The sequence below is a fragment of the Acinetobacter sp. CWB-G5 genome, from assembly GCF_019209785.1.
In the GTDB taxonomy this organism is placed as follows: Bacteria; Pseudomonadota; Gammaproteobacteria; order Pseudomonadales; family Moraxellaceae; genus Acinetobacter; species Acinetobacter johnsonii.
The window spans coordinates 710,732-730,679 of the sequence record NZ_JAHUTF010000001.1 but is presented as its reverse complement, the minus strand read 5'-3'; the positions used below and the strand labels follow the sequence as shown (position 1 = coordinate 730,679).

Below are 19,948 nucleotides of genomic sequence, written 5' to 3'. Positions count from 1 at the left end.
CATCTCAATAGATGCGCCTTTTTTATTGAGTATGATGCTATGGTTTAGAATTTATAACCGATATTTAAACCATAAGCGATCGCATCATTGTTGGTGAATTTTCCAGCATTTGAGTGAGCACCTGTTACAGCATCAGCATCGCCTAACCAGAAGTACTTCACGCCAGCGCCAATAAAGTAGTTTTCTGCTGGCGAAAAACGAACACCTGTACCCACACTCCAAAAACCTTCTGTTGGGCCAAGTGTTGTCACAGGGTTACCTGCACCAGAATCCCAACCTACGGACACATTGCCACCCCAGCGCTCGTTAAATTTGCGGCCGACGCCAACGGTTGCAGAAATTTGATCTTCTTTATAGTCAATCAGGTTAAAGCCATTTGGTTTGTTAATCGTTGGGTTTTGGCCTACGACTTTTGAAAGCTTAGCAAAGTTATATGGTTGAACTCTGAAATTTGACCAATCGACCCAGCGTAGATTTGCGAAAGCAACGGTATTGGCCATAATGCCGGTTTGGAAATCAATATTGACAGATTGTGGCGTGGTTAACTTAGTTTCACCAGATGATGCATTTAAGGCTGTCATTAATTGATTGAGTTGAGCAGATTGGCCAGGTGCGCCAGGGATTGAAATATATCCAGCTGCGCCAAAATTTTCTGAAGCATTCATTTTGTGCTCGATTTCTGAGCGATAAGTCACTGATGCTTTAAGCGCGATTTCTGGAATTTGATACGCAACACCTGCTAACCAACCTACTGATTCGTCTTCGCCAGTTCTAAAGTCGTAACCGTTGAATACGCTATAAGTTGTACCGCGAAGTAAAACTGTACCATCTACAGTTTGGTATACCGCACCTGCATAAAGATTCCAGTTTTCGTTCGGTTGGTATCCAAAAAGTAAATTCAAGTTCTGAGTATCGACAGTAACAGATGTCCCACCTTGAAATGGAACTGGGCGGTTTTCTACAAAAGTGCTATTACCCGAGTATTCTGCGTCTGCACCGAAAGGTTGATCGTAAATCAGACCAACAGAGAAATGATCCGTTGCTTGAATTTTTAGAGCAGCGTGAGGGAAGTAGTAGTCACTTGCCATGTCACCCGTTTGGTTACCACTTGTATCTTTTCCTTTTACTTCAGGGTCAAGGACTGAAATACCTGCTTCAAAATAATTGCCGGGTTGAAGGAAAGCAGCAATAGATTGGCCTGAGCGATCAAGACCAGCAGCAAATACTGAAGTTGTTGGGATTAAGCTGAGCAAAATAGCCGAGCGAAGAGCTGTAAGCTTCATAGGGAACATTCCTTGTTGTAGCTTTATGTAAGTGATTGGCACGAAAAGTAACATAAATACAAAAAGAGTAAATGCTCAACTACGGTTGTAAAATGAACTGAAAAGTTAAAAAATGTACTTGTGTAGAGTAAAAACACTAAAAAAAAATATTAATTTTATGATTTATATGGATTTATTTTTAAATGCTGAGTGGCTGATTGAATATTATGCAAAATGTTTAAGTGTTTATTTGTTGCTCAAATGAATCACAAGTGTATAAAAAAGAGTGTAGATGTCATTGTTGAAAATGAAAAAAACCATCTTTACAGATGGTTTTTTTCAGTATTAATAATTAGAACTTGTAACCGATTTTTAAGCCATAAGCTAAAGCATTGTTATCTTCAAACTCTGCTACATAATCAGAGCCACCTGCTTGAGCACCAGTTTGAGCTTTAGCATCGCCTAACCAGAAGTATTTTACACCGCCGGCGATGAAGGTTGCTGGCGTTGGGCTGTATTGAACACCCAAACCAACGTTCCAATAGCCTTCTGTTGGGCCAAGCGTTGATACAGGGTTACCTGCGCCAGAGTCCCAACCTACAGAAACGTTACCCGCCCATTGGTCATTTAATTTACGACCTACACCTACGTTTGCAGACCATTGATCATCGGTATATTCTACTAGAGAAAAACCATTTGGACGATTGACCAAAGGTCCAACAGCTTCAGCAGCTTTCCCAAATTTATAAGGTGTGATTGAGAAGTCTTTCCAATTTACCCAGCGTACATTTGCAAATGCTACAGTATTCGCCATGATGCCTGTTTGGAAGTCTAGATTCACAGATTGAGGTGTTGTAATTTTAGTTTTGCCATCAGCTGAATTAGCTGCTGCAAAACCACCAATTGCTTGTGAAATAGCAGGTAATAATGCAGGCGGTACAATACCACCCAACATTGGTGCTGCATTTGCTAATGGCGTTGCTAAACTCAGATTTTCATTCGCAACAAATTCATGATCAATTTCAGAACGGTATGTTACAGAAGCTTTTAATGCAATTTCAGGAATCTGAAATGCTGCACCAGCCAACCAACCTGCGGCAGAATCTTCTTTAATGTTCGCATCATAACCATTGAACACGCTATAAGCTGAACCACGTAATGAAACATGACCTTTAATTGTTTGATATACACCACCACCATAAATATTAAAGTTTTCAGTAGGTTGGAAACCAAAAATCATAGAAATGTTTTGTGTATCCACTTCAACTGCAGTACTACCTGTAGTGGTGCCACCAATCATTGATGTTGTAACAGGTAGTGAGCTTAGTACTCGATCTGTTGGAGCTGCAACAAAATTGTTAGTGCCAGTATATTCAGCATCTGCACCAAAAGGTTGGTCGTAAAGCAGACCAAAAGAGAAGTTATCAGTAAGTTGGAATTTTAGTGCGGCACTAGGGAAATAGTAATCGCCCGCCATATCACCAATTTGACGATTTGTTGTGCTTGTGCCAGCTTCCTGTCCAGACACATCTGGATCTAATACAGAAATACCTGCTTCAAAGTAATTACCAGGTTGCAAGAATGCAGAGATTGACTGACCTGAACGATCTAGAGCAGCGGCAAATGCCCCCGTCATTGGTACAGTTGCTAAAATCATTGCTGTCGTTAATGTCTTTAATTTCATTCTACGTCTTTCCTTGAGGTGCAAATGCAAATGTTTGTTGCTCATTTTGTGTTTATGTTTTTTGGCTTTTGGAGAGGTCGGTTAACCGAAATCATTTGTTACTCCGTGTCACAAAAATAGCACAATTAAAATAAGAGTAAATGCTCTAGACATAACTAATCAGTTTAAAAAGTGATCACAATAGAGTTTTTATACTAAAAAAACATATTTTTTAAACTTAAGTTAATGAAAAATATAAATATATAATTTGAAATATAAAATTTATTTTTTGGTTAAAAATTACTCAATTAAGCGTGAACATAAATCCTTTTTGCGATGCGTATCACTGTTTTTCTTTACTGTTTTATAATACAAAATTATATTTTTTAAATCATTTATCGATTATTTTTATATAAGATCAAGTTATTGTTCTTTACATGATTAATATTGTCTACAGCAGCAATGATAATTGTTGCGGAATATTGTGCTGTGTTATAAAAATTATATAAAAGTTGAATCAAATATTAAGAGCAAAAATCCTTAGTTTTAAATATAGATGAATGAAGACAGATGGTCATTAAGCGGTGTAATCAGCACTTTATCTTGGCTTAAATAAGTTATCGTTTTGTTATACCGTTAAAAGCATAATTTATTAAAAAAGTTAGAGTTTTAGTTCGCTATCGCTCTACTGTGAACCATAAATGATTAGAAGGATGGGCTTTGTTGTACAAACCTATTCTTAAAGCCATCTTTAGCAATATAATTTCCGAATGAAGAAGCCAGCACCTAAAATTGACCGTACAAGCAATTGCTCCTCATATAACCGAGTTCTCATTAATCGTGGAAATATTGCCATTTGGTTTGATCTTGAAACTCAGAGGTATGCTCATTATTGAACAAAGTAGCAAAACCAGAAGTCATACAATATGGCTTCGACTTTTGTCTCTTAACTCGGTTGGAGGAACGCCAAACCAACTTTTAAAGTTGCGACTAAAAATAGATAACTCTGCATAGCCCAACTGTAGAGCAATATCCGTCAAATTCACATTGCCTGCATCAAGCATACGCAGTGCTTCTTTTTTTCGGACATTTTCGAGTATATCTCGATAGCTTGTTCCTTGCATTTTTAAAGCGCGCTGAAGCTTTTTCGGATGCATGCCCATACAGAGTGCGATATTTTCAATGCTGCAGTCTCCTGTCGCCATCAGCATGCGGACTGAACTCTCTATCAGTGCGGTATTGTCTTCAGTTTTGGTGCTGCTTTGTGTTTCAAGCTGCTGTACGATCAGTTGATTGATGGCATCTTCATTAAAATTATAGGGTTTATAACTTAAAAAGCTTGCGGGAAAATAAAGCGCATCCTCATCGGTTTCAAACTCTACCTGACATGAAAAATGTGCTTGGAAAGTTTGAGCACTTTTTTGTGGTGCTTTTTGCTTGAAGCAAATTTTTTCTGCATGCCACTGTGGGCCAATCAAATCTTTGAGAATATTCGCGACAAGGCAAATGGCCAGTTGTGATTTTTGTGGTACATCGGTGTTGTATTCACTTAATCGAACAAAGTTCAACTTACAGAGTAGAGCATTATGCTGCGAGACGTGGAAGACAATGCCTTCAGCATGTAAATAGACATATTTTTGCGCCACGCTTAAGGCTTCAAGTATGCTCGTTTGTCGGGACATGTAGACGCCAATCAAACCGATTGTGCTAATATTTTGGAGTGCGCCGAGTTTTAAACCGAAGCAGTCATCCTGACAGGCTAAGGCCGCTTTTTCCAATAAATTTAAATAATGATCATAATGAATAAATGAATCTGGATCGCGGAGTAAAGCAGGTAAAATCCCGATCTCTTTCAAGATTTCTATAGGGTTGATGCCATAACTACGGACTAAGTCTTCAAAACCGCCGAGGCTGGCTGCACGAATATAACTTCCCATCACAACATTCCGTGTTGTCCTAAAAGATCAATTTAGTGTCCTAAAAAGTCAAGCATAATTCAAGCCATTTGTTAAAGTAGGATAAGAGATTATCTCAACCAACATAGAAAAGAAGTATTAAATCACCATTTTTAGCCGTGAAAGGAAAAGCATATGCAACTTACGGTTCAGTCTCATATCGAGCAAACAGTGATAGAACAGACATTACACGATTGTTTTCAATTGCAGCGCAAAAGCTTTCATCAACAAGGCATTGAAACAATTGCGCAACGCAAGCAACATTTACTGAATTTAAAAGCGCTGATTAATGATCACCGTGAAGCAATTATTGAAGCCTTGAATCGAGATTATGGCAATCGTTCACGTCATGAAACCTTACTGGCAGAAATTATTACGGTCACAGATGATATTAACGGCAGCATCAAACACTTGAAACAGTGGACTAAAGTACAAAAAAGACATGTCGATCATAGCTTGTATTTTGGTGCGAAGAACCGCGTAATTCCTCAGCCACTGGGGGTGATTGGAATTATTGTGCCGTGGAATTTTCCCATCAATTTGATGTTTTCACAGTTGTCGGCCGTGTTTGCTGCGGGAAATACGGCTATGGTTAAAATGTCTGAAAATTCAAGATATTTGGCTGAATTGCTGATTGAGTTAAGCCCCAAATATTTTAAAGCGGAAAAATTACAGATTTTCGATGAGACTGGTGAAGTGGGTATCGCATTTTCAAAATTGCCGTTTGACCACCTGATGTTTACTGGCTCTGGTGCGACAGGGCGTAAAGTCATGGCTGCTGCAGCACAAAACTTAACCCCTGTGACTCTGGAGCTGGGTGGTAAATCTCCTGCGGTGATTGACCATGAATACCCTATTGAGAAAGCTGTAGAACGCATTATGTTTGTGAAACAGTTTAATGCGGGACAAATTTGTACCAATGTCGATTATTTATTTGTACATGAGTCGAAGTTACAAGCGTTTATTCAAGCGGCATCAGTTTGGGTGCAGGAACATGTGCCTGATATTCATAGCAAAGATTATACTTCTGTGATTGATGAGCGTGCATTTCAGCGCTTAGTGCATAGCTTGGCAGATGCTGAAGCCAAAGGGGCCAGTTTGATTAATTTAAATCGGCAAGAGCCTGATGCTGCGACACGAAAATTTCCACTGACTTTGGTGTTGAACAGTAATGATGAGATGGAAATTGATACGCGTGAAACCTTTGGCCCAATTTTGATGGTCAAAACCTACCAAAAGCCTGAAGAGGTAGTGGACTATATTGTGCAGCGTGATCGTCCATTGGCCTTTTATCCATTTAGCAATAACAAAAGCCTAGTCGAATTTTATATCAGCCGAGTTATGTCGGGCGGGGTTTCGGTCAATGATGCCTTATTTCATGTCGGGCAGCATGACTTACCCTTTGGAGGGGTCGGCCCCAGTGGCATGGGGCACTATCATGGTTATGAAGGCTTTTTGACTTTTTCTAAAATGCGCCCTGTGTTTTATCAGGCGGGTTTTTCAAGTTTGAAGTTTCTCGCGCCACCGTATGGGAAATTTGTCAATTGGCTGTTGAATTTATTGATTCGGATGAAGTCATAAGCGCTTAAATTTTAAAACCTCAAAATCACTTTTCACTTCAAGATGGATATTTTGAAGTGAAGGGGTTGGTGTATTTAAAAACAGAAAAATAAAACTATTAAAGGAGTTAATAGTATGAATAATAAAGATTTTGATTTTGATTTTGATTTTGATCAAATCGTGATTGGCTCAGGCTTTGGTGGATCGGTCAGTGCATTACGCCTCAGTGAAAAGGGCTATAAAGTCCTGATTTTGGAGAAAGGATTACGCCGTGAAGACAAGGATTTTCCAACTACAAATTTAGACACCAAAAACTATTTGTGGCGTCCTGAACTGGGATTTAGAGGTACGATGCAATTTACTTTCACCAGTAAAACCACCATTTTGCATGGGGTGGGCGTCGGTGGGGGCTCACAAATTTATGCCAATGTACACTTAATTCCACCTGATGCGGTTTTTGAGTCAGAGGCATGGACCAAGATTCGTAAAGACTGGAAAGAAACCTTAAAACCGTTTTATGGTCTCGCTCAACGCATGTTAGGTACAGCGAATAATACTTATACCAATATTGCAGACGACACGTTAAAAGAAGTTGCGAGTGAAATTGGATATGCAAACTCCTTTAAAACGGTGAATACGGGTGTCTTCTTTTCGCAAGTAGCTGGTCAGGAAGGACAAGTAGCGAAAGATCCGTATTTCAATGGAGATGGACCAGATCGTAACTCCTGTATTTATTGTGGCAGTTGTATGTTGGGCTGTCGTAATAATGCCAAAAACACCCTCATGAAAAATTACCTGTATTTTGCTGAGCGTAATGGCGTTGAAATTCGTCCAAGTTCTGAAGTCATTAAAATTATACCCTTGAGTGAGGATGGTGGTGAAGGCTATGAAATCATCGTCAAAGAAACTTTAGGCAAGAATGTTCGTCAGTATAGTTTACGCAGTCGTGGGGTAGTGTTATCTGCAGGGGTGATGGGTACGGTACCGATGTTGTTAAAAATGCGTGATCAGCATAAGACTTTACCCCATATTTCTTCATTGCTAGGACAGGAGGTTCGGACGAACTCGGAAACTCTGACCACAGTGAACAACACCGGAAAAAAACTGGATGATGGGGTGGCAATCAGCTCTTTTATTTCAGTCGATGCAGATACCAATATCGAGGTCACACGTTTCCCTGAAGGTGCGGATGCTTCATGGATTTATATTCCATACGTGCCGATGGTGACCGGTCAGGGCTTTATGCGCTTTATGAAGTTTGTGCTAAACACTTTAATACATCCCTTAAAAACCTTTAAAGTACTGCGTTATAAGGGTAAAGCCAAAGATTCGATCATTTTATTGGTAATGCAAAAGTCTGAAGCATTCATTCATTTTGAATGGCGTAGAAAGTGGTATCGACTGTTCCAGAATAGTATTACTGCCGTGCAAAAAGAAGGGGACACACCACTCACCGTTTCATTCCCTGCGGCTGAAGAAGCCACTAAAATGATTGCACAAAAGTTGGGTGGAGAGCCAGGTTCTGCACTTACTGAAATTCTACTGGGAACGCCAACGACAGCACATATTATGAGTGGCGTCGCGATGGGTAATGACAGGTCGAATGGCGTTGTGGACTTCACCGGTCAAGTCTTTGGTTATCAAAATTTACGCGTATTAGATGGTTCGATTGTACCTGGAAATTTAGGTGTGAATCCCTCACTGACCATTACCGCACTGTCTGAATTTGCGATGAGTCAAATCCCAGTGTTCTCCGCAGAGCGGGCAGCAAAGATTCAGCGTATCGAATTTAGTCAGCCTTTGGAGGGACAGGTGTCTGACTTGAAGGGCAGTGGGGATTTAGTTAGTGCATTAAGCAATGCTTAAAAAAAAGTGGATATGGGTTGGGTTGGTGATTGTGCCTAATAAGGCAAATTAGACAGCCGAAGCAATACAATCTTTAGATCATTATCCCTCTAACGCTGTATGACAGTGTTAGAGGGTGTTGCTGATTTGATGGGCTATGATTCAGAAATTCCTAAGCTAAGAAGAGAGCAAAAAGCTCTCTTACCTTTTTACCGATTAATTGGGGGGCACTACTGAGTCTATTCATAGACCCAAAAGCCATAGTTTATTTTTTCTTGTTATAAAATATGACTAGTAAAATCAAAATAATAACTAAGATCAAAGTAATCATGACTGTTTCCATAGTTTGACCTCTAAATCTTATATTTTATCTAATTTTAACATGCTCATTCGATCACTATATATTCAAAATAGATCATTTTTTATTCTTAAAATATGGAGTTGCATATATATGCTTATTCATATATAAATATATTAGCGGATTTAATTGAGTTTGAGCAAATGACTGCGATTCCAAAAGTTAAGATTTATCACAACCCTGAATGTGGTACATCACGTAATACATTGGCATTAATTCGTAATGCCAATATTGAACCTGAAGTGATTGAGTACCTTGTAACACCTCCATCTAAAAATGAACTGATTCAAATGATCGCGGATGCAGGTTTAACGGTGAGAGAAGCGATTCGTAAGAATGTTGATCCTTATCGTGATCTCGAGTTGGGCCGTGAGGACTGGACGGATGAACAGCTTTTAGATTTTATGCTGCAGCATCCAATTTTGATTAACCGTCCATTCGTAGTCACTGAATTAGGAACTCGTTTAAGTCGTCCGTCAGAATTGGTTTTAGAAATTCTGCCACTCCCACAAAAGGGTGCTTTTACTAAAGAAGACGGCGAACAAGTGCTGGACGAAAATGGGCAGCGATTGAAATAAAAATTTCATGGATATATGTGAATATTGATATATCCATATGTTTGAGTGAGTGAAAGTATGGATCAAATCAATTTTTTTAAATGTTTAGCTGATGAAACGCGATTCAACATTGTGATGTTGGTTGTGGTTAATCATGAGCAGTGTGTCTGTGATTTGACTGAAAAATTACAACTTAGCCAACCTAAGATTTCGCGGCATTTAGCCTTACTGCGTTCTTCAGGTCTTTTACAAGATCGACGTCAAGGGCAATGGGTGTATTACAGTCTCAATCCTAATTTACCCACTTGGTGCGTAGACGTCTTAAATACCCTCAAAAATGCTGACTTACAGCCCCAAATTGAACGCCCTTTTTCGCAAATAAAGAGTTATTGCGAGTAGAACAATATGAAATTCCTTTTTTTATGCACAGGAAATAGCTGTCGCAGCATTTTGTCCGAAGTGTTGTTTAATAGTCGTGCCCCAGAGGGTTGGAAAGCCTATAGTGCAGGCAGCCAGCCATCTGGACAGGTGCATCCATTGACCATTGAAACTCTAGAAAACTTAGGTCTTTCAACCGAAGGTTTGTGGAGTAAAACCATTGATGACTGCGAACAATACCAACCTGATGTGGTGATTACGGTTTGTGATTTAGCGGCGCAAGAAGCTTGCCCACTTTATTTAGGTGGTGCAATCAAAGCACATTGGGGTTTAGCGGATCCTTCGCATTTAGTCTTGCCGAAAGAAGAAAAACTCAAAGCCTTTCAAGTCACTGTGGATCATATCAACCGTCGCTTAGATGCTTTATGGGCATTCGATACAACACATATGTCTCGCCTAGATTTGATTGCGGCAATCCATCAAATTTCGCATATTGAATGAGATCATCATGGCTCAACAAAAATTATCCTTTTTAGATCGTAACCTCACGCTATGGATTTTTATTGCGATGGGGTTCGGAATAGCGATAGGCGTGTTCTTTCCACAAGCTTCAGTGGCTTTGGATAAAATGAGTGTGGATTCAGTCAATATCCCGATTGCGATTGGTTTGATTTTGATGATGTACCCACCATTAGCCAAAGTGGATTATGCAGCTTTGCCACAGGTGTCTAAAGATAAGAAAACGCTGACGCTATCCTTAGTACAAAACTGGCTCATCGCACCTGTTCTGATGTTTGCATTAGCCATCATTTTTCTACATAGCTATCCTGAATACATGACAGGCTTAATCTTGATTGGGTTGGCGCGCTGTATTGCCATGGTCTTGGTGTGGAACGGGTTGGCCTGTGGGGATAACCAATATGTTGCTGCATTGGTAGCTTTTAACAGTATCTTCCAGATCTTATTCTTCAGTACTTATGCTTGGCTATTCTTAACCTTCTTGCCACCTTATTTTGGTGTTGCAGGACAGGTAATCAATGTAGATTTCTGGACCATTACCCATGCGGTACTGGTGTACTTAGGGATTCCATTTTTTCTTGGCTTTATGACCCGATTTATTTTGGTTCGTACGAAAGGTTTGGCTTGGTATCTAAATACCTTTTTACCCAAGATTAGTCCGCTGAGTTTACTGGCGTTATTGTTCACGATTGTGGCGATGTTTAGCCTTAAAGGAAACGATGTAGTGAGCTTGCCACTCGATGTCTTGCGTATTGCGATTCCATTGACGATTTACTTTATTGTGATGTTTTTCATTAGTTTCTTTATGAGTAAGTGGATGGGGAACGACTATCCTAAAACCACAGCTATTTCATTTACTGCTGCGGGAAATAACTTTGAACTCGCTTTAGCTGTCGCGATTGCAACCTTTGGTTTGGCTTCACCCGTCGCATTCACGACGGTGATTGGTCCACTGGTTGAAGTACCCGTGTTGATTGCTTTAGTTAGTGTGTCCTTGTGGCTCAGAAAAAAGTTTTTTAAAGCAGAGGTGTAATTTCTATGACTCTCCCAAATGTAGATATGAATCTTCTCGATCAACCTACTTTAGAAAAAGTACAGGCCAAAGCGCTAGATCATCCACCACGTATTTTACTGCTCTATGGTTCTAACCGTGAGCGTTCATACAGCCGATTGGCGGTGATGGAAGCTGGTCGTATCTTAGAGCAGTTTGGTGCAGAAGTTAAAATCTTTCATCCTAAAGGTTTACCTTTACCTGAAGATGCAGATATGGAACATCCAAAAGCCAAAGAACTACATGAGCTTTTGGCATGGTCAGAAGGCATGGTGTGGTGTTCACCTGAACGTCATGGTTCAATGAGTTCAATTTTCAAATCGCAAATTGACTGGATTCCACTGGCAGGTGGTGCGATTCGTGCAACCCAAGGCAAGACTTTGGCGCTCATGCAAGTCAGTGGTGGATCGCAGTCTTTTAATAGCGTCAATCAAATGCGTATTTTAGGCCGTTGGATGCGCATGATCACCATTCCAAACCAATCGTCTATTCCCAAAGCTTTTTTAGAGTTTGAAGAAGATGGACGAATGAAACCTTCAGCCTTTTATGATCGAATTGTCGATGTCATGGAGGAGCTGTATAAATTCACTCTGCTGACGCGTGGGCAGAGCCAGTACCTCACAAACCGTTATTCAGAACGAAAAGAGTCGGCAGAAGAATTATCTAAGCGTGTCAATCAACGGAGTTTATAAACTCTAGATGACCCAAGATGTTGAAAAGTAGTTTGAGCAATTGAAAAGCCCAATTACAAACTTGATCAATTTTTAAAATTCGCTCAACCTCTAGCATAGACTGAGCTTTTTAATTTTAAATATGGCTTAACTATAACAAAGAGGAGAGAAGCTTTGGCACAACTACAAGCAGAAGTCGATGTGATTATCATTGGTGGTGGTCAGTCGGCACTTGCTACAGCTTATTTCCTCAAACGTAAAAAAGTTCCATTTGTGATTTTAGATGATCAATCGCAAGCTGGCGGTGCATGGCTGCATGCATGGCAGTCGCTACGTCTTTTTTCACCGCATACATGGAGTTCGTTGTCGGGTTGGATGATGCCAATGACTGAACACACCTACCCAATGCGAAATGAAGTGATCGAATATTTGTCGGCATACGAGCAACGCTATCAATTTCCGATCATTCGGCCAGTCCATGTCGATCGTATTGAACAAGAAGGTGACTATTTAGATGTGTATGCCGGAGATCAATATTGGCGAGCAAAGGCTGTGGTTACTGCAACTGGTACATGGAGTAAGCCTCATATTCCTAATGATATTGGACGTGAGAAATTTAAAGGAATACAGCTTCATTCAGCGGACTATGTCAATGCAACACCTTTTAAGAATAAGAAAGTCATCGTTGTAGGTGGTGGAAACTCAGGCGCGCAAATTCTTGCCGAAGTTTCAAAAGTGGCAGAAACGACTTGGGTCACGACGACAGCACCAGCATTTTTATCAGATGATGTTGATGGGCGAGTCTTGTTTCTTCGTGCAACGGAGCGTTTAAAAGCACAACAGGAAGGTCGGAGTTTGGAACAGTCTGCCGGTGGATTTGGAGATATTGTCATGATTGACAGTGTAAAAGAGGCAAGAACACGAGGAGTGTTACACAGTCGAGAGCCTTTTGTCGCATTTGCTGAGCATTCAGTTGTTTGGGCTGATGGTTCAACTCAAGCGGTAGATGCTGTCATTTGGTGTACAGGATTTAACCCTGCACTTAATCATTTAAGAAGTCTTGATGTGGTAGAGCCTGATCAAACGGTTGCTGTTCATAATGGGCGTTCAATGAAAGTAAATAATTTATGGTTGGTTGGCTATGGTGAGTGGACAGGCATGGCATCGGCGACTTTAATTGGAGTGTCCAGAACAGCAAGAGCTGCGGCTGATGAAATTGCGGCCTATTTGACTGATGCTTAAACCTATAAGTTTAAAGGGATGCATAGACAGGTTTCATGCATGAACAATTTGATTCGATTTTATATGGATGAGCACTGAGATAGGATTCGCCGTGCAATAAACGCAAAGTTATTGTTGATGGCAGTCGGTGGAATTAAGTTATTCTAAGTTTCTAATTAAAATAAGAAATCCTATCTATTTAAATCAGAAAAGCAGCCGAAGCTGCTTTGCGTTTTTTTATCATCGTTGAAGTTGCCTCTATGGCATTCACCATCAGCACAACTTCCGCCAGACTTAAGCGTCTACTTTGGCGGTACGAGAGTTTTGGCTTAATTCATCTGCATGTAGGAAATGCGTATGCTGCGGTGCGCGTTTGGTTTTGCTCCATTCTTCCAGCATGTCATATTTCATTTGTTCTGTAATCATGGCAATTTTTTGTGGCGCTTTTTCATCGTCATAGGCCAGTTCCAAACGGTGGCCATTTGGATCAAAGAAATAAATTGAGTGGAAAATACCATGATTGGTAATGCCCAAGACCTCTATACCATTGGCTTCTAGGTGTTCTTTAGCATCAATCAGTGCCTGACGGTCTTTGACTTTGAGTGCAATGTGCTGCACCCATTTTGGGGTGTTTTCATCGCGGCCCATTTCAGGCTGGGTTGGCAGTTCAAAGAAAGCCAGAACATTACCATTTCCTGCGTCTAGGAATAGGTGCATATAGGGATCAAAGGCTTTGGTTGAAGGTACATGGTCTTCAGCAAAGGCGAGAATGAAATCCATATTTAGGTTTTTTTTGTACCATTCCACCGTTTCTTTGGCATCTTTACAACGGTAGGCCACGTGGTGGATTTTTTCAATTTGAATGGTCATTTTTATATCCTTATAAAAAACTTAAGCGGCTTCAGGCTGCATTTCAGGTGCAGCGTGTTGAAAGGCTTCTAAAGTGTTGCAATGGGTGTAAATCGAACAAATTTTTGGATAGTCCGATAAATCAAGATTAAAACGTAGAGCGTTATAGACTTGTGGAATCAGGCAGCAATCTGCGAGGGTCGGCTGATTGCCAAAACAGAATTTGCCATTTGACTGTTCCAGTTGTGCTTCAAGGGCTTTAAAGCCCGTTAAAACCCAATGTTTATACCAAGCCGTTTTTTGTGCATCACTTATTTCCAATGTACCCGTCAGATACTGAAGTACCCGTAGGTTGTTGAGTGGATGGATATCGCAGGCAATACTTAAACTAAATGCACGGATCAAAGCACGCTGCTGCAAGTCTTGAGGGAGCAGGGCCATGTCTGGGAATTTTTCTTCTAAATATTCAAGAATACTTAGCGATTGGGTCAGAACAAACTCCTGCTCTGCCCATGTGGGCACTAGCTCACTCGCATTGATCTCACGGTAGCTTTCACTATGCTGCTCGCCGCCATTATTGACTAAGTGCACAGGTACATGTTCTGCAGCCAGACCTTTTAAATTCAAGGCAATACGAACTCGGTAAGCCGCAGAACTACGAAAATAGGTATACAGTTTCATGGGCAAGATCCTGGTCTGCAATTATTGGGTAAAACCAAAATCCACTGCTGGCAGAATTTTGCCGCTGACTTCACCAAAACCAATCCGCAAATCATCTTGTTCACAATAGCCTTTTATAATGACGGTATCGCCGTCTTGAATGAAGTTACGCTGTTCGCCATTTGATAGCGTTAAAGGTTTGGTGGCATTCCATGTGATTTCGAGCAATGAACCATAAGAATCTGGAGTTGGTCCTGAAATGGTCCCTGAACCCATCAAATCACCGACCTGCAAGTTACAGCCCGCAATCGTATGATGTGTGAGCTGCTGAGCCATGGACCAATACATATATTTAAAGTTGGTTGTGCAGATCACATCACTTTTGTCGTCATTCTCAGGTTGAATTTCTACCGAAAGATGAATGTCATAGCTGTTGCTGCTGTTGTCTTCACGTAGATAAGCCAAAGGTTTCGGTTCTTGTTCAGGTGAACTGGTTTTAAATGGCTCAAGTGCTTCTAGCGTCACAATCCAAGGTGAAATGGACGACGCAAAAGTTTTGGCATTAAATGGGCCAAGTGGCACGTATTCCCATTGTTGCAAGTCACGTGCAGACCAGTCATTAAACAGCACCATACCGAAAATATGATCCCAAGCGTTTTCAATTGAAACAGGTTGACCCAGTTGACTTGATTTGCCTACGATAAAACCAGTTTCCAGTTCAAAGTCGAGTTTACGACAAGCAGAAAATACAGGACGTTCTGAATCTGGCAGCTTGATTTGTCCTGATGGACGGACAATATCTGTACCACTCACAATGACCGAACTGGCACGACCGTTATAACCAACAGGGAGTTCTGACCAGTTGGGCAGCAGCGCATTTTTCGGGTCACGGAACATGCAACCGACATTGGTGGCATGTTCTTTAGATGAATAGAAATCGGTATAGCCCGGGATGTGTACAGGCATATGCATTTTGACGTCTGATTGTTTGAAGAAAACCTGATCACGCAGGGCCTGATTGTCACGAAGTTCAGGATTATCTGCGGACAACAAAGCTTGTAATTCTGCGCGGACTTTAGACCAATTGGCTTTACCTGATTCAATAAACAAATTCAGTGTCGGTTGATTAAAGAGCAGTTTGCCATCTGCCTGTTTGCAATAACCATGCGCTTCCAGTACCGCCAGATCAACCACCCATTCTCCCAGTGCTACGCCAGCACGGGCCTGCGAATTGTGTTTTTCACTAAAAATGCCATAAGGCAGGTTTTCTAGCGGGAAATCTGAATGTGCAGCAATTTCAACAAATGACTTCAAGCGTTTGCTCATGGATATTGATCCTTTCCGTGGAAAATTTACGTTCTAGATAGAATCATACTTATATTTTAAAATTACGCAATAAATAATTTATTTATGAATAGTGTAAATTGTTAGACTATACTACTCTGAATGAGAGAGTCAGGTTTAGATGGCTCACATTTTTGATTTAAGTAGTACAATTCACCAATGGAGTTATGACAACTAATGCAGCTATGCAGGGTAAAGCGATGAGTGTTGAGGAAGAAAAAATACAGGGAGGGGTTCAGTCTCTGGAAGTTGGATTAACCGTATTAGATGCATTGACCGCACATAATGCACCGATGATGTTAAAAGAGCTGTCCGAAGTTTTATCCATGCACCCGGCCAAAGTACACCGTTATGTGGTGAGCTTGATTCGTAAAGGTTATGCTCAGCAATTAACGGATGGGCGTTATAGTTTAGGTGAGCGTGCACATGCTTTTGGGGTGAATGCACTCAAACGAACAGATATGCTGGAATTAAGCCAGCGTTATATTCAGGACATTCAGCAACATCTGAATTGCAGTATTCATGTGAGTAAATGGTTTGCCGATGGCGCGGTCGTGGTTCAGTCTCTAGAATCTAACCATGTCTTTAATATTATTACCCGAGTCGGTTCACGCATGCCGCTGCTGAAATCTGCGACAGGGCGCTTGCATGCCTGCTATCAGTCTGAGCACATCATCAAGCCATTATTGGAAAAAGAATGGGAAAGTAGCGTTAAGTCAGAGCAGTATCCTGCAAATTGGGAAGACTTTTTAGAGCTGAAAGCGAAAATCCTGAGTCAAGGTTATGCTTCAGTCACAGGAGATATGATGGCTGGGATCAATGCGATTAGTATTCCAGTCTTTAATTTCACGCAGCAACTGGATCATGTCATTACTTGTATTGGCACAGAAGATCAGTTACCCGAAGGACAAATGCAGCAAGCAACTGATTATGTTCTTGGCGTACAGCGTCAGATCGATGCTTTATTTCATCCCGCCGCTGCCATATAAAAGCGTCGATGACATTGAAAAGATGAATTAAGTTTTAAATCCACCCTTTGGTGGATTTTTTTATTGGGCTGTGGAGCTTGGCAGTCGAAATATTTGATTTTTTACTGCGCTGTCTAAAGGCGAAGGGGGGAAGCACGAACTAGGTAGCTAAGCTGAAACCCGTAGACTTTGGTTGCCTTGATTCAAGTTCCGAATAATAACGATAAAAAAGGCTTCTGACCCTAGAGTGAGAAGCCTAAGTGAACATGATATATTTTAAGCAAGCACAGACTCAGCGGAGCTTGCAGCTTTAAGCACAGTTGCCATCGAGTCAGCCACATAATCAATATTGTTTAAATTTAGGCCAGCAGTACACATACGCCCGCTGCGGACTAAATAAATACCATAATCGTGTTTCAGCAAATCGACCTGTTCTGCACTTAAGCCCGTATAACTAAACATACCTTGTTGCTGGGTCAGATAGCTAAAGTCCATATCTGGTAGCGCTTGACTGAGTTTGTCTTCAAGTAAGCGACGCATCAGTAAAATACGCTGACGCATTTCTTCTAATTCAGACTGCCATAGCTGAGACAATGCTGAGTCATTTAATATCTGACTCACCAATAACGCACCGTTAGCTGCTGGGCTAGAATAAATGCGGCGGACTGTCGCTTTAAGCTGGCCCAATACATTTTGGGCAATGTTTGCGTCATCACAGACAAAGCTCAAGCTACCAACGCGCTCGCCATAAAGGGAGAAAATCTTGGAAAAAGAATGGCTGACAATAAAGTTCATACCAGACCGATCTAGCGCGTGGATTGCATAAGCATCTTGCTCCAAGCCTTGGCCAAAACCTTGATAGGCCATGTCCAAGAAAGGAATCAAGTCATTTGCTTTTAGAACCTCAATCACTTGATCCCATTCATGGGGTTCTAAATCTGCACCTGTCGGGTTATGACAGCAAGGATGCAGTAGTACGATACTTTGAGCAGGTAGCTGCTTTAAGGTATCTAGCATCGCCGTTAGATTTACGGCATGGGTGTCCGCATCATAATAAGGGTAGAAATGGGTTTGAACACCAGCACCATTAAAGATCGCAATATGGTTTTCCCATGTCGGCTGACTGACCCAGATCTCGGACTGCGGGAAATATTTGTTTAAGAAGTCTGCCCCCACTTTGAGTGCACCAGAACCACCCAAAGTCTGAATGGTGACGACACGTCCTTGCTGACGAGCAGGGCTAGCCTGACCGAAAATGAGTTTTTGTGCAGCCTGATTAAAGCTCTTGAGCCCATCCATCGGCAAATAGACTCGGACTTTGTCATAGTCAGGGATTAAATGAGTATAGGCTTTTTGAACCGACTGTAGCTGCGGCACGATATTATCTTCATTATAATAAAGTCCGATACTGAGATTGACCTTATTCTGGCGCGTATCTTTGCTGAATTCCTCCATCAGAGAAAGAATCGGGTCACCTGCATAGGCATCAATATGTTGAAACATGAATACATCCTAATATGATAAATACGATATTACGCTTCTGGTAAGGAAGTGATTTTACTTTTTTCAAGCAACGCAACATGATCTTCTTGCTTCCGTTTAAAGAGGTAAGCTGTCAGTAAAATCGCGATCCAGACTGGAATCATGAGAACTGCAATTTGCATATCTGGGCTACGACTCATAATGAGCAGAATACTCGCCATGAAGGCAATACATAAATAATTGGTAAATGGATAGGCCACACTTGGAAAGTGAGTTTTTACCTGCATGCGATTCATGGCTTTTTTAAACTTTAAATGTGTATAAGAAATCACGACCCAGTTAATCACAATAGCCGCTACGACTAGCATCATGAGTAAGTTAAATGCTTTTTCAGGAAATAAATAGTTAATCAGAACACATATTAAAGTAAAGAAAGCTGAAACCATAATGGCATTTACAGGAATACCACGCGGATTAATTTTGCTTAAAAATTTTGGGGCATTGCCTTGTTGTGCCAGACCAAGTAGCATTCGGCTGGTACAGTAATTAGTGCTGTTATAGACAGAAACAGCCGCAGTCAAAACCACAAAATTCAAAACAGCGGCCACGGTCTGGCTGCCTAAAGAGTCGAAAATCACTACAAAAGGACTACCGCCTTCAGCCATCATATTCCATGGATAAAGTGACAAAATTACGACTAGGCTTAAGATATAAAATAACAAGACGCGGTAAACAATTTGATTAACGGCTTTTGGAAGGGTTTTCTGAGGATTATCTGTCTCTGCTGCCGCAATACCTACTAGCTCAATTCCACCGAAAGCAAACATAATCATGGCCATAGCCATCACTAAGCCTGTAACACCATTCGGGAAGAAGCCACCGAGCTGCCATAAATTTTGTAAGCTAGACTGGCTATGACCACTACCGCTAGCCAGCAAGTAACTACCAAAAGCAATCATGGCAATAATTGCCACGACCTTAATGATGGCTAGCCAAAACTCCATTTCACCAAATAATTTCACGTGCAGTAAATTAATGACATTAATGAAAATAAAGAAACCCAACGCAGAAACCCAAGTTGGAATATCAGGCCACCAGTAATGGATATAGAGGCCGACAGCACTTAGTTCAGCCATACACACTAAAATATTGAGTACCCAATAATTCCAGCCAGACATAAAGCCCGCAAATTTGCCCCAGTATTTATAAGCAAAATGACTAAAAGAACCACTCACGGGTTCATGCACAATCATTTCACCAAGTTGGCGCATCATGAGGAAGGCAATGAGGCCTGCGATGGCATAGCCTAAAATAACAGAAGGTCCTGCGAGTTTGATGGTTTGTGAGATACCGAGGAATAGCCCTGTGCCGATAGAACCACCGAGGGCGATGAGCTGAATATGACGATTACTTAAACCTTTTTTCAGGTTTCCTTGTTCAATGTGCTGCATTTTTATTCTTCATCCATGTGAGATAAAGCCTTGAACCATGATGATGTTTCGTTATTTTTATATTGTCATCGGAGCAGACTTTAATTTTACGAGTATAGTTCTTGCACAAAAGTTAAATTTCCCTGTACATAAAACTATATGTACAGGGAAATTC

17 protein-coding genes and 1 pseudogene are annotated in these 19,948 nt (G+C 41.0%); 10 read left to right on the top strand and 8 right to left on the bottom strand.

Going from position 1 to position 19,948, the window contains the following annotated elements; genetic code table 11:
• Nucleotides 1–44: 44 nt before the first annotated feature.
• Both KVY11_RS03545 and KVY11_RS03540 read right to left on the bottom strand, forming a co-directional pair.
• Nucleotides 45–1,283, bottom strand: coding sequence for an OmpP1/FadL family transporter (locus KVY11_RS03545; RefSeq protein ID WP_218288117.1), 1,239 nt, complete (start codon nucleotides 1,281–1,283; stop codon nucleotides 45–47).
• A gap of 331 nt (nucleotides 1,284–1,614) precedes the next feature.
• Complete coding sequence (locus tag KVY11_RS03540; RefSeq protein ID WP_218288116.1) at nucleotides 1,615–2,946, bottom strand: OmpP1/FadL family transporter; 1,332 nt, start codon at nucleotides 2,944–2,946, stop codon at nucleotides 1,615–1,617.
• Nucleotides 2,947–3,695: 749 nt separating this feature from the next.
• On the opposite strand from KVY11_RS03540, the pseudogene KVY11_RS03535 reads away from it, so the two are divergent.
• Nucleotides 3,696–3,812, top strand: a pseudogene (locus KVY11_RS03535) (IS5/IS1182 family transposase); the annotation flags it as partial.
• A gap of 30 nt (nucleotides 3,813–3,842) precedes the next feature.
• Here the strand turns inward: KVY11_RS03535 and KVY11_RS03530 are convergent.
• Nucleotides 3,843–4,862 (bottom strand): AraC family transcriptional regulator, encoded by a 1,020-nt coding sequence (locus KVY11_RS03530; RefSeq protein WP_218288115.1) that lies wholly within the window; start codon nucleotides 4,860–4,862, stop codon nucleotides 3,843–3,845.
• 153 nt (nucleotides 4,863–5,015) lie between these two features.
• On the opposite strand from KVY11_RS03530, the gene KVY11_RS03525 reads away from it, so the two are divergent.
• The 8 genes from KVY11_RS03525 (at nucleotide 5,016) to KVY11_RS03490 (ending at nucleotide 13,061) form a co-directional block, all read left to right on the top strand.
• Nucleotides 5,016–6,461: a coniferyl aldehyde dehydrogenase gene (locus KVY11_RS03525; protein WP_218288114.1), complete on the top strand. Its 1,446-nt coding sequence runs from the start codon at nucleotides 5,016–5,018 to the stop codon at nucleotides 6,459–6,461.
• A gap of 114 nt (nucleotides 6,462–6,575) precedes the next feature.
• Nucleotides 6,576–8,306: a GMC oxidoreductase gene (locus KVY11_RS03520; RefSeq protein ID WP_218288113.1), complete on the top strand. Its 1,731-nt coding sequence runs from the start codon at nucleotides 6,576–6,578 to the stop codon at nucleotides 8,304–8,306.
• A gap of 480 nt (nucleotides 8,307–8,786) precedes the next feature.
• Nucleotides 8,787–9,221, top strand: a complete 435-nt coding sequence (arsC, locus tag KVY11_RS03515; RefSeq protein ID WP_218288112.1) for an arsenate reductase (glutaredoxin) — start codon at nucleotides 8,787–8,789, stop codon at nucleotides 9,219–9,221.
• A gap of 57 nt (nucleotides 9,222–9,278) precedes the next feature.
• Entirely contained in the window at nucleotides 9,279–9,599 is a 321-nt protein-coding gene (locus tag KVY11_RS03510) for a metalloregulator ArsR/SmtB family transcription factor (RefSeq protein WP_218288111.1), read from the top strand.
• Nucleotides 9,600–9,605: 6 nt separating this feature from the next.
• Entirely contained in the window at nucleotides 9,606–10,079 is a 474-nt protein-coding gene (locus KVY11_RS03505; RefSeq protein ID WP_218288110.1) for an arsenate reductase ArsC, read from the top strand.
• 7 nt (nucleotides 10,080–10,086) lie between these two features.
• Nucleotides 10,087–11,130, top strand: a complete 1,044-nt coding sequence (arsB, locus tag KVY11_RS03500; RefSeq protein WP_218288109.1) for an ACR3 family arsenite efflux transporter — start codon at nucleotides 10,087–10,089, stop codon at nucleotides 11,128–11,130.
• Nucleotides 11,131–11,135: 5 nt separating this feature from the next.
• On the top strand, nucleotides 11,136–11,840 hold the full coding sequence (gene arsH / locus KVY11_RS03495) for an arsenical resistance protein ArsH (protein ID WP_130114375.1): 705 nt from the start codon (nucleotides 11,136–11,138) through the stop codon (nucleotides 11,838–11,840).
• Between the two features lie 153 nt (nucleotides 11,841–11,993).
• The gene (locus KVY11_RS03490) at nucleotides 11,994–13,061 is read left to right on the top strand and encodes an ArsO family NAD(P)H-dependent flavin-containing monooxygenase (RefSeq protein WP_218288108.1); all 1,068 of its coding nucleotides are present in this window, start codon (nucleotides 11,994–11,996) and stop codon (nucleotides 13,059–13,061) included.
• 273 nt (nucleotides 13,062–13,334) lie between these two features.
• Here KVY11_RS03490 and KVY11_RS03485 read toward each other — a convergent pair whose 3' ends face one another.
• The 3 genes from KVY11_RS03485 to fahA are packed head-to-tail and all read right to left on the bottom strand — an operon-like array spanning nucleotide 13,335 to nucleotide 15,875.
• A complete protein-coding gene (locus tag KVY11_RS03485) occupies nucleotides 13,335–13,910 on the bottom strand; it encodes a VOC family protein (RefSeq protein ID WP_058952186.1) in 576 nt (191 codons plus the stop codon).
• Between the two features lie 21 nt (nucleotides 13,911–13,931).
• The gene (gene maiA / locus KVY11_RS03480) at nucleotides 13,932–14,570 is read right to left on the bottom strand and encodes a maleylacetoacetate isomerase (RefSeq protein ID WP_218288107.1); all 639 of its coding nucleotides are present in this window, start codon (nucleotides 14,568–14,570) and stop codon (nucleotides 13,932–13,934) included.
• 21 nt (nucleotides 14,571–14,591) lie between these two features.
• Nucleotides 14,592–15,875: a fumarylacetoacetase gene (gene fahA, locus KVY11_RS03475; protein ID WP_218288106.1), complete on the bottom strand. Its 1,284-nt coding sequence runs from the start codon at nucleotides 15,873–15,875 to the stop codon at nucleotides 14,592–14,594.
• Between the two features lie 185 nt (nucleotides 15,876–16,060).
• On the opposite strand from fahA, the gene KVY11_RS03470 reads away from it, so the two are divergent.
• Entirely contained in the window at nucleotides 16,061–16,882 is an 822-nt protein-coding gene (locus KVY11_RS03470) for an IclR family transcriptional regulator (RefSeq protein WP_218288105.1), read from the top strand.
• Nucleotides 16,883–17,137: 255 nt separating this feature from the next.
• Here the strand turns inward: KVY11_RS03470 and KVY11_RS03465 are convergent, their stop codons facing one another.
• Nucleotides 17,138–18,364: an amino acid aminotransferase gene (locus tag KVY11_RS03465; protein WP_218288104.1), complete on the bottom strand. Its 1,227-nt coding sequence runs from the start codon at nucleotides 18,362–18,364 to the stop codon at nucleotides 17,138–17,140.
• Nucleotides 18,365–18,393: 29 nt separating this feature from the next.
• Nucleotides 18,394–19,794 carry an amino acid permease gene (locus KVY11_RS03460; protein WP_218288103.1) on the bottom strand — a complete coding sequence of 467 codons (1,401 nt, stop codon included), beginning with the start codon at nucleotides 19,792–19,794 and terminating at the stop codon, nucleotides 18,394–18,396.
• Between the last annotated feature and the right edge of the window lie 154 nt (nucleotides 19,795–19,948).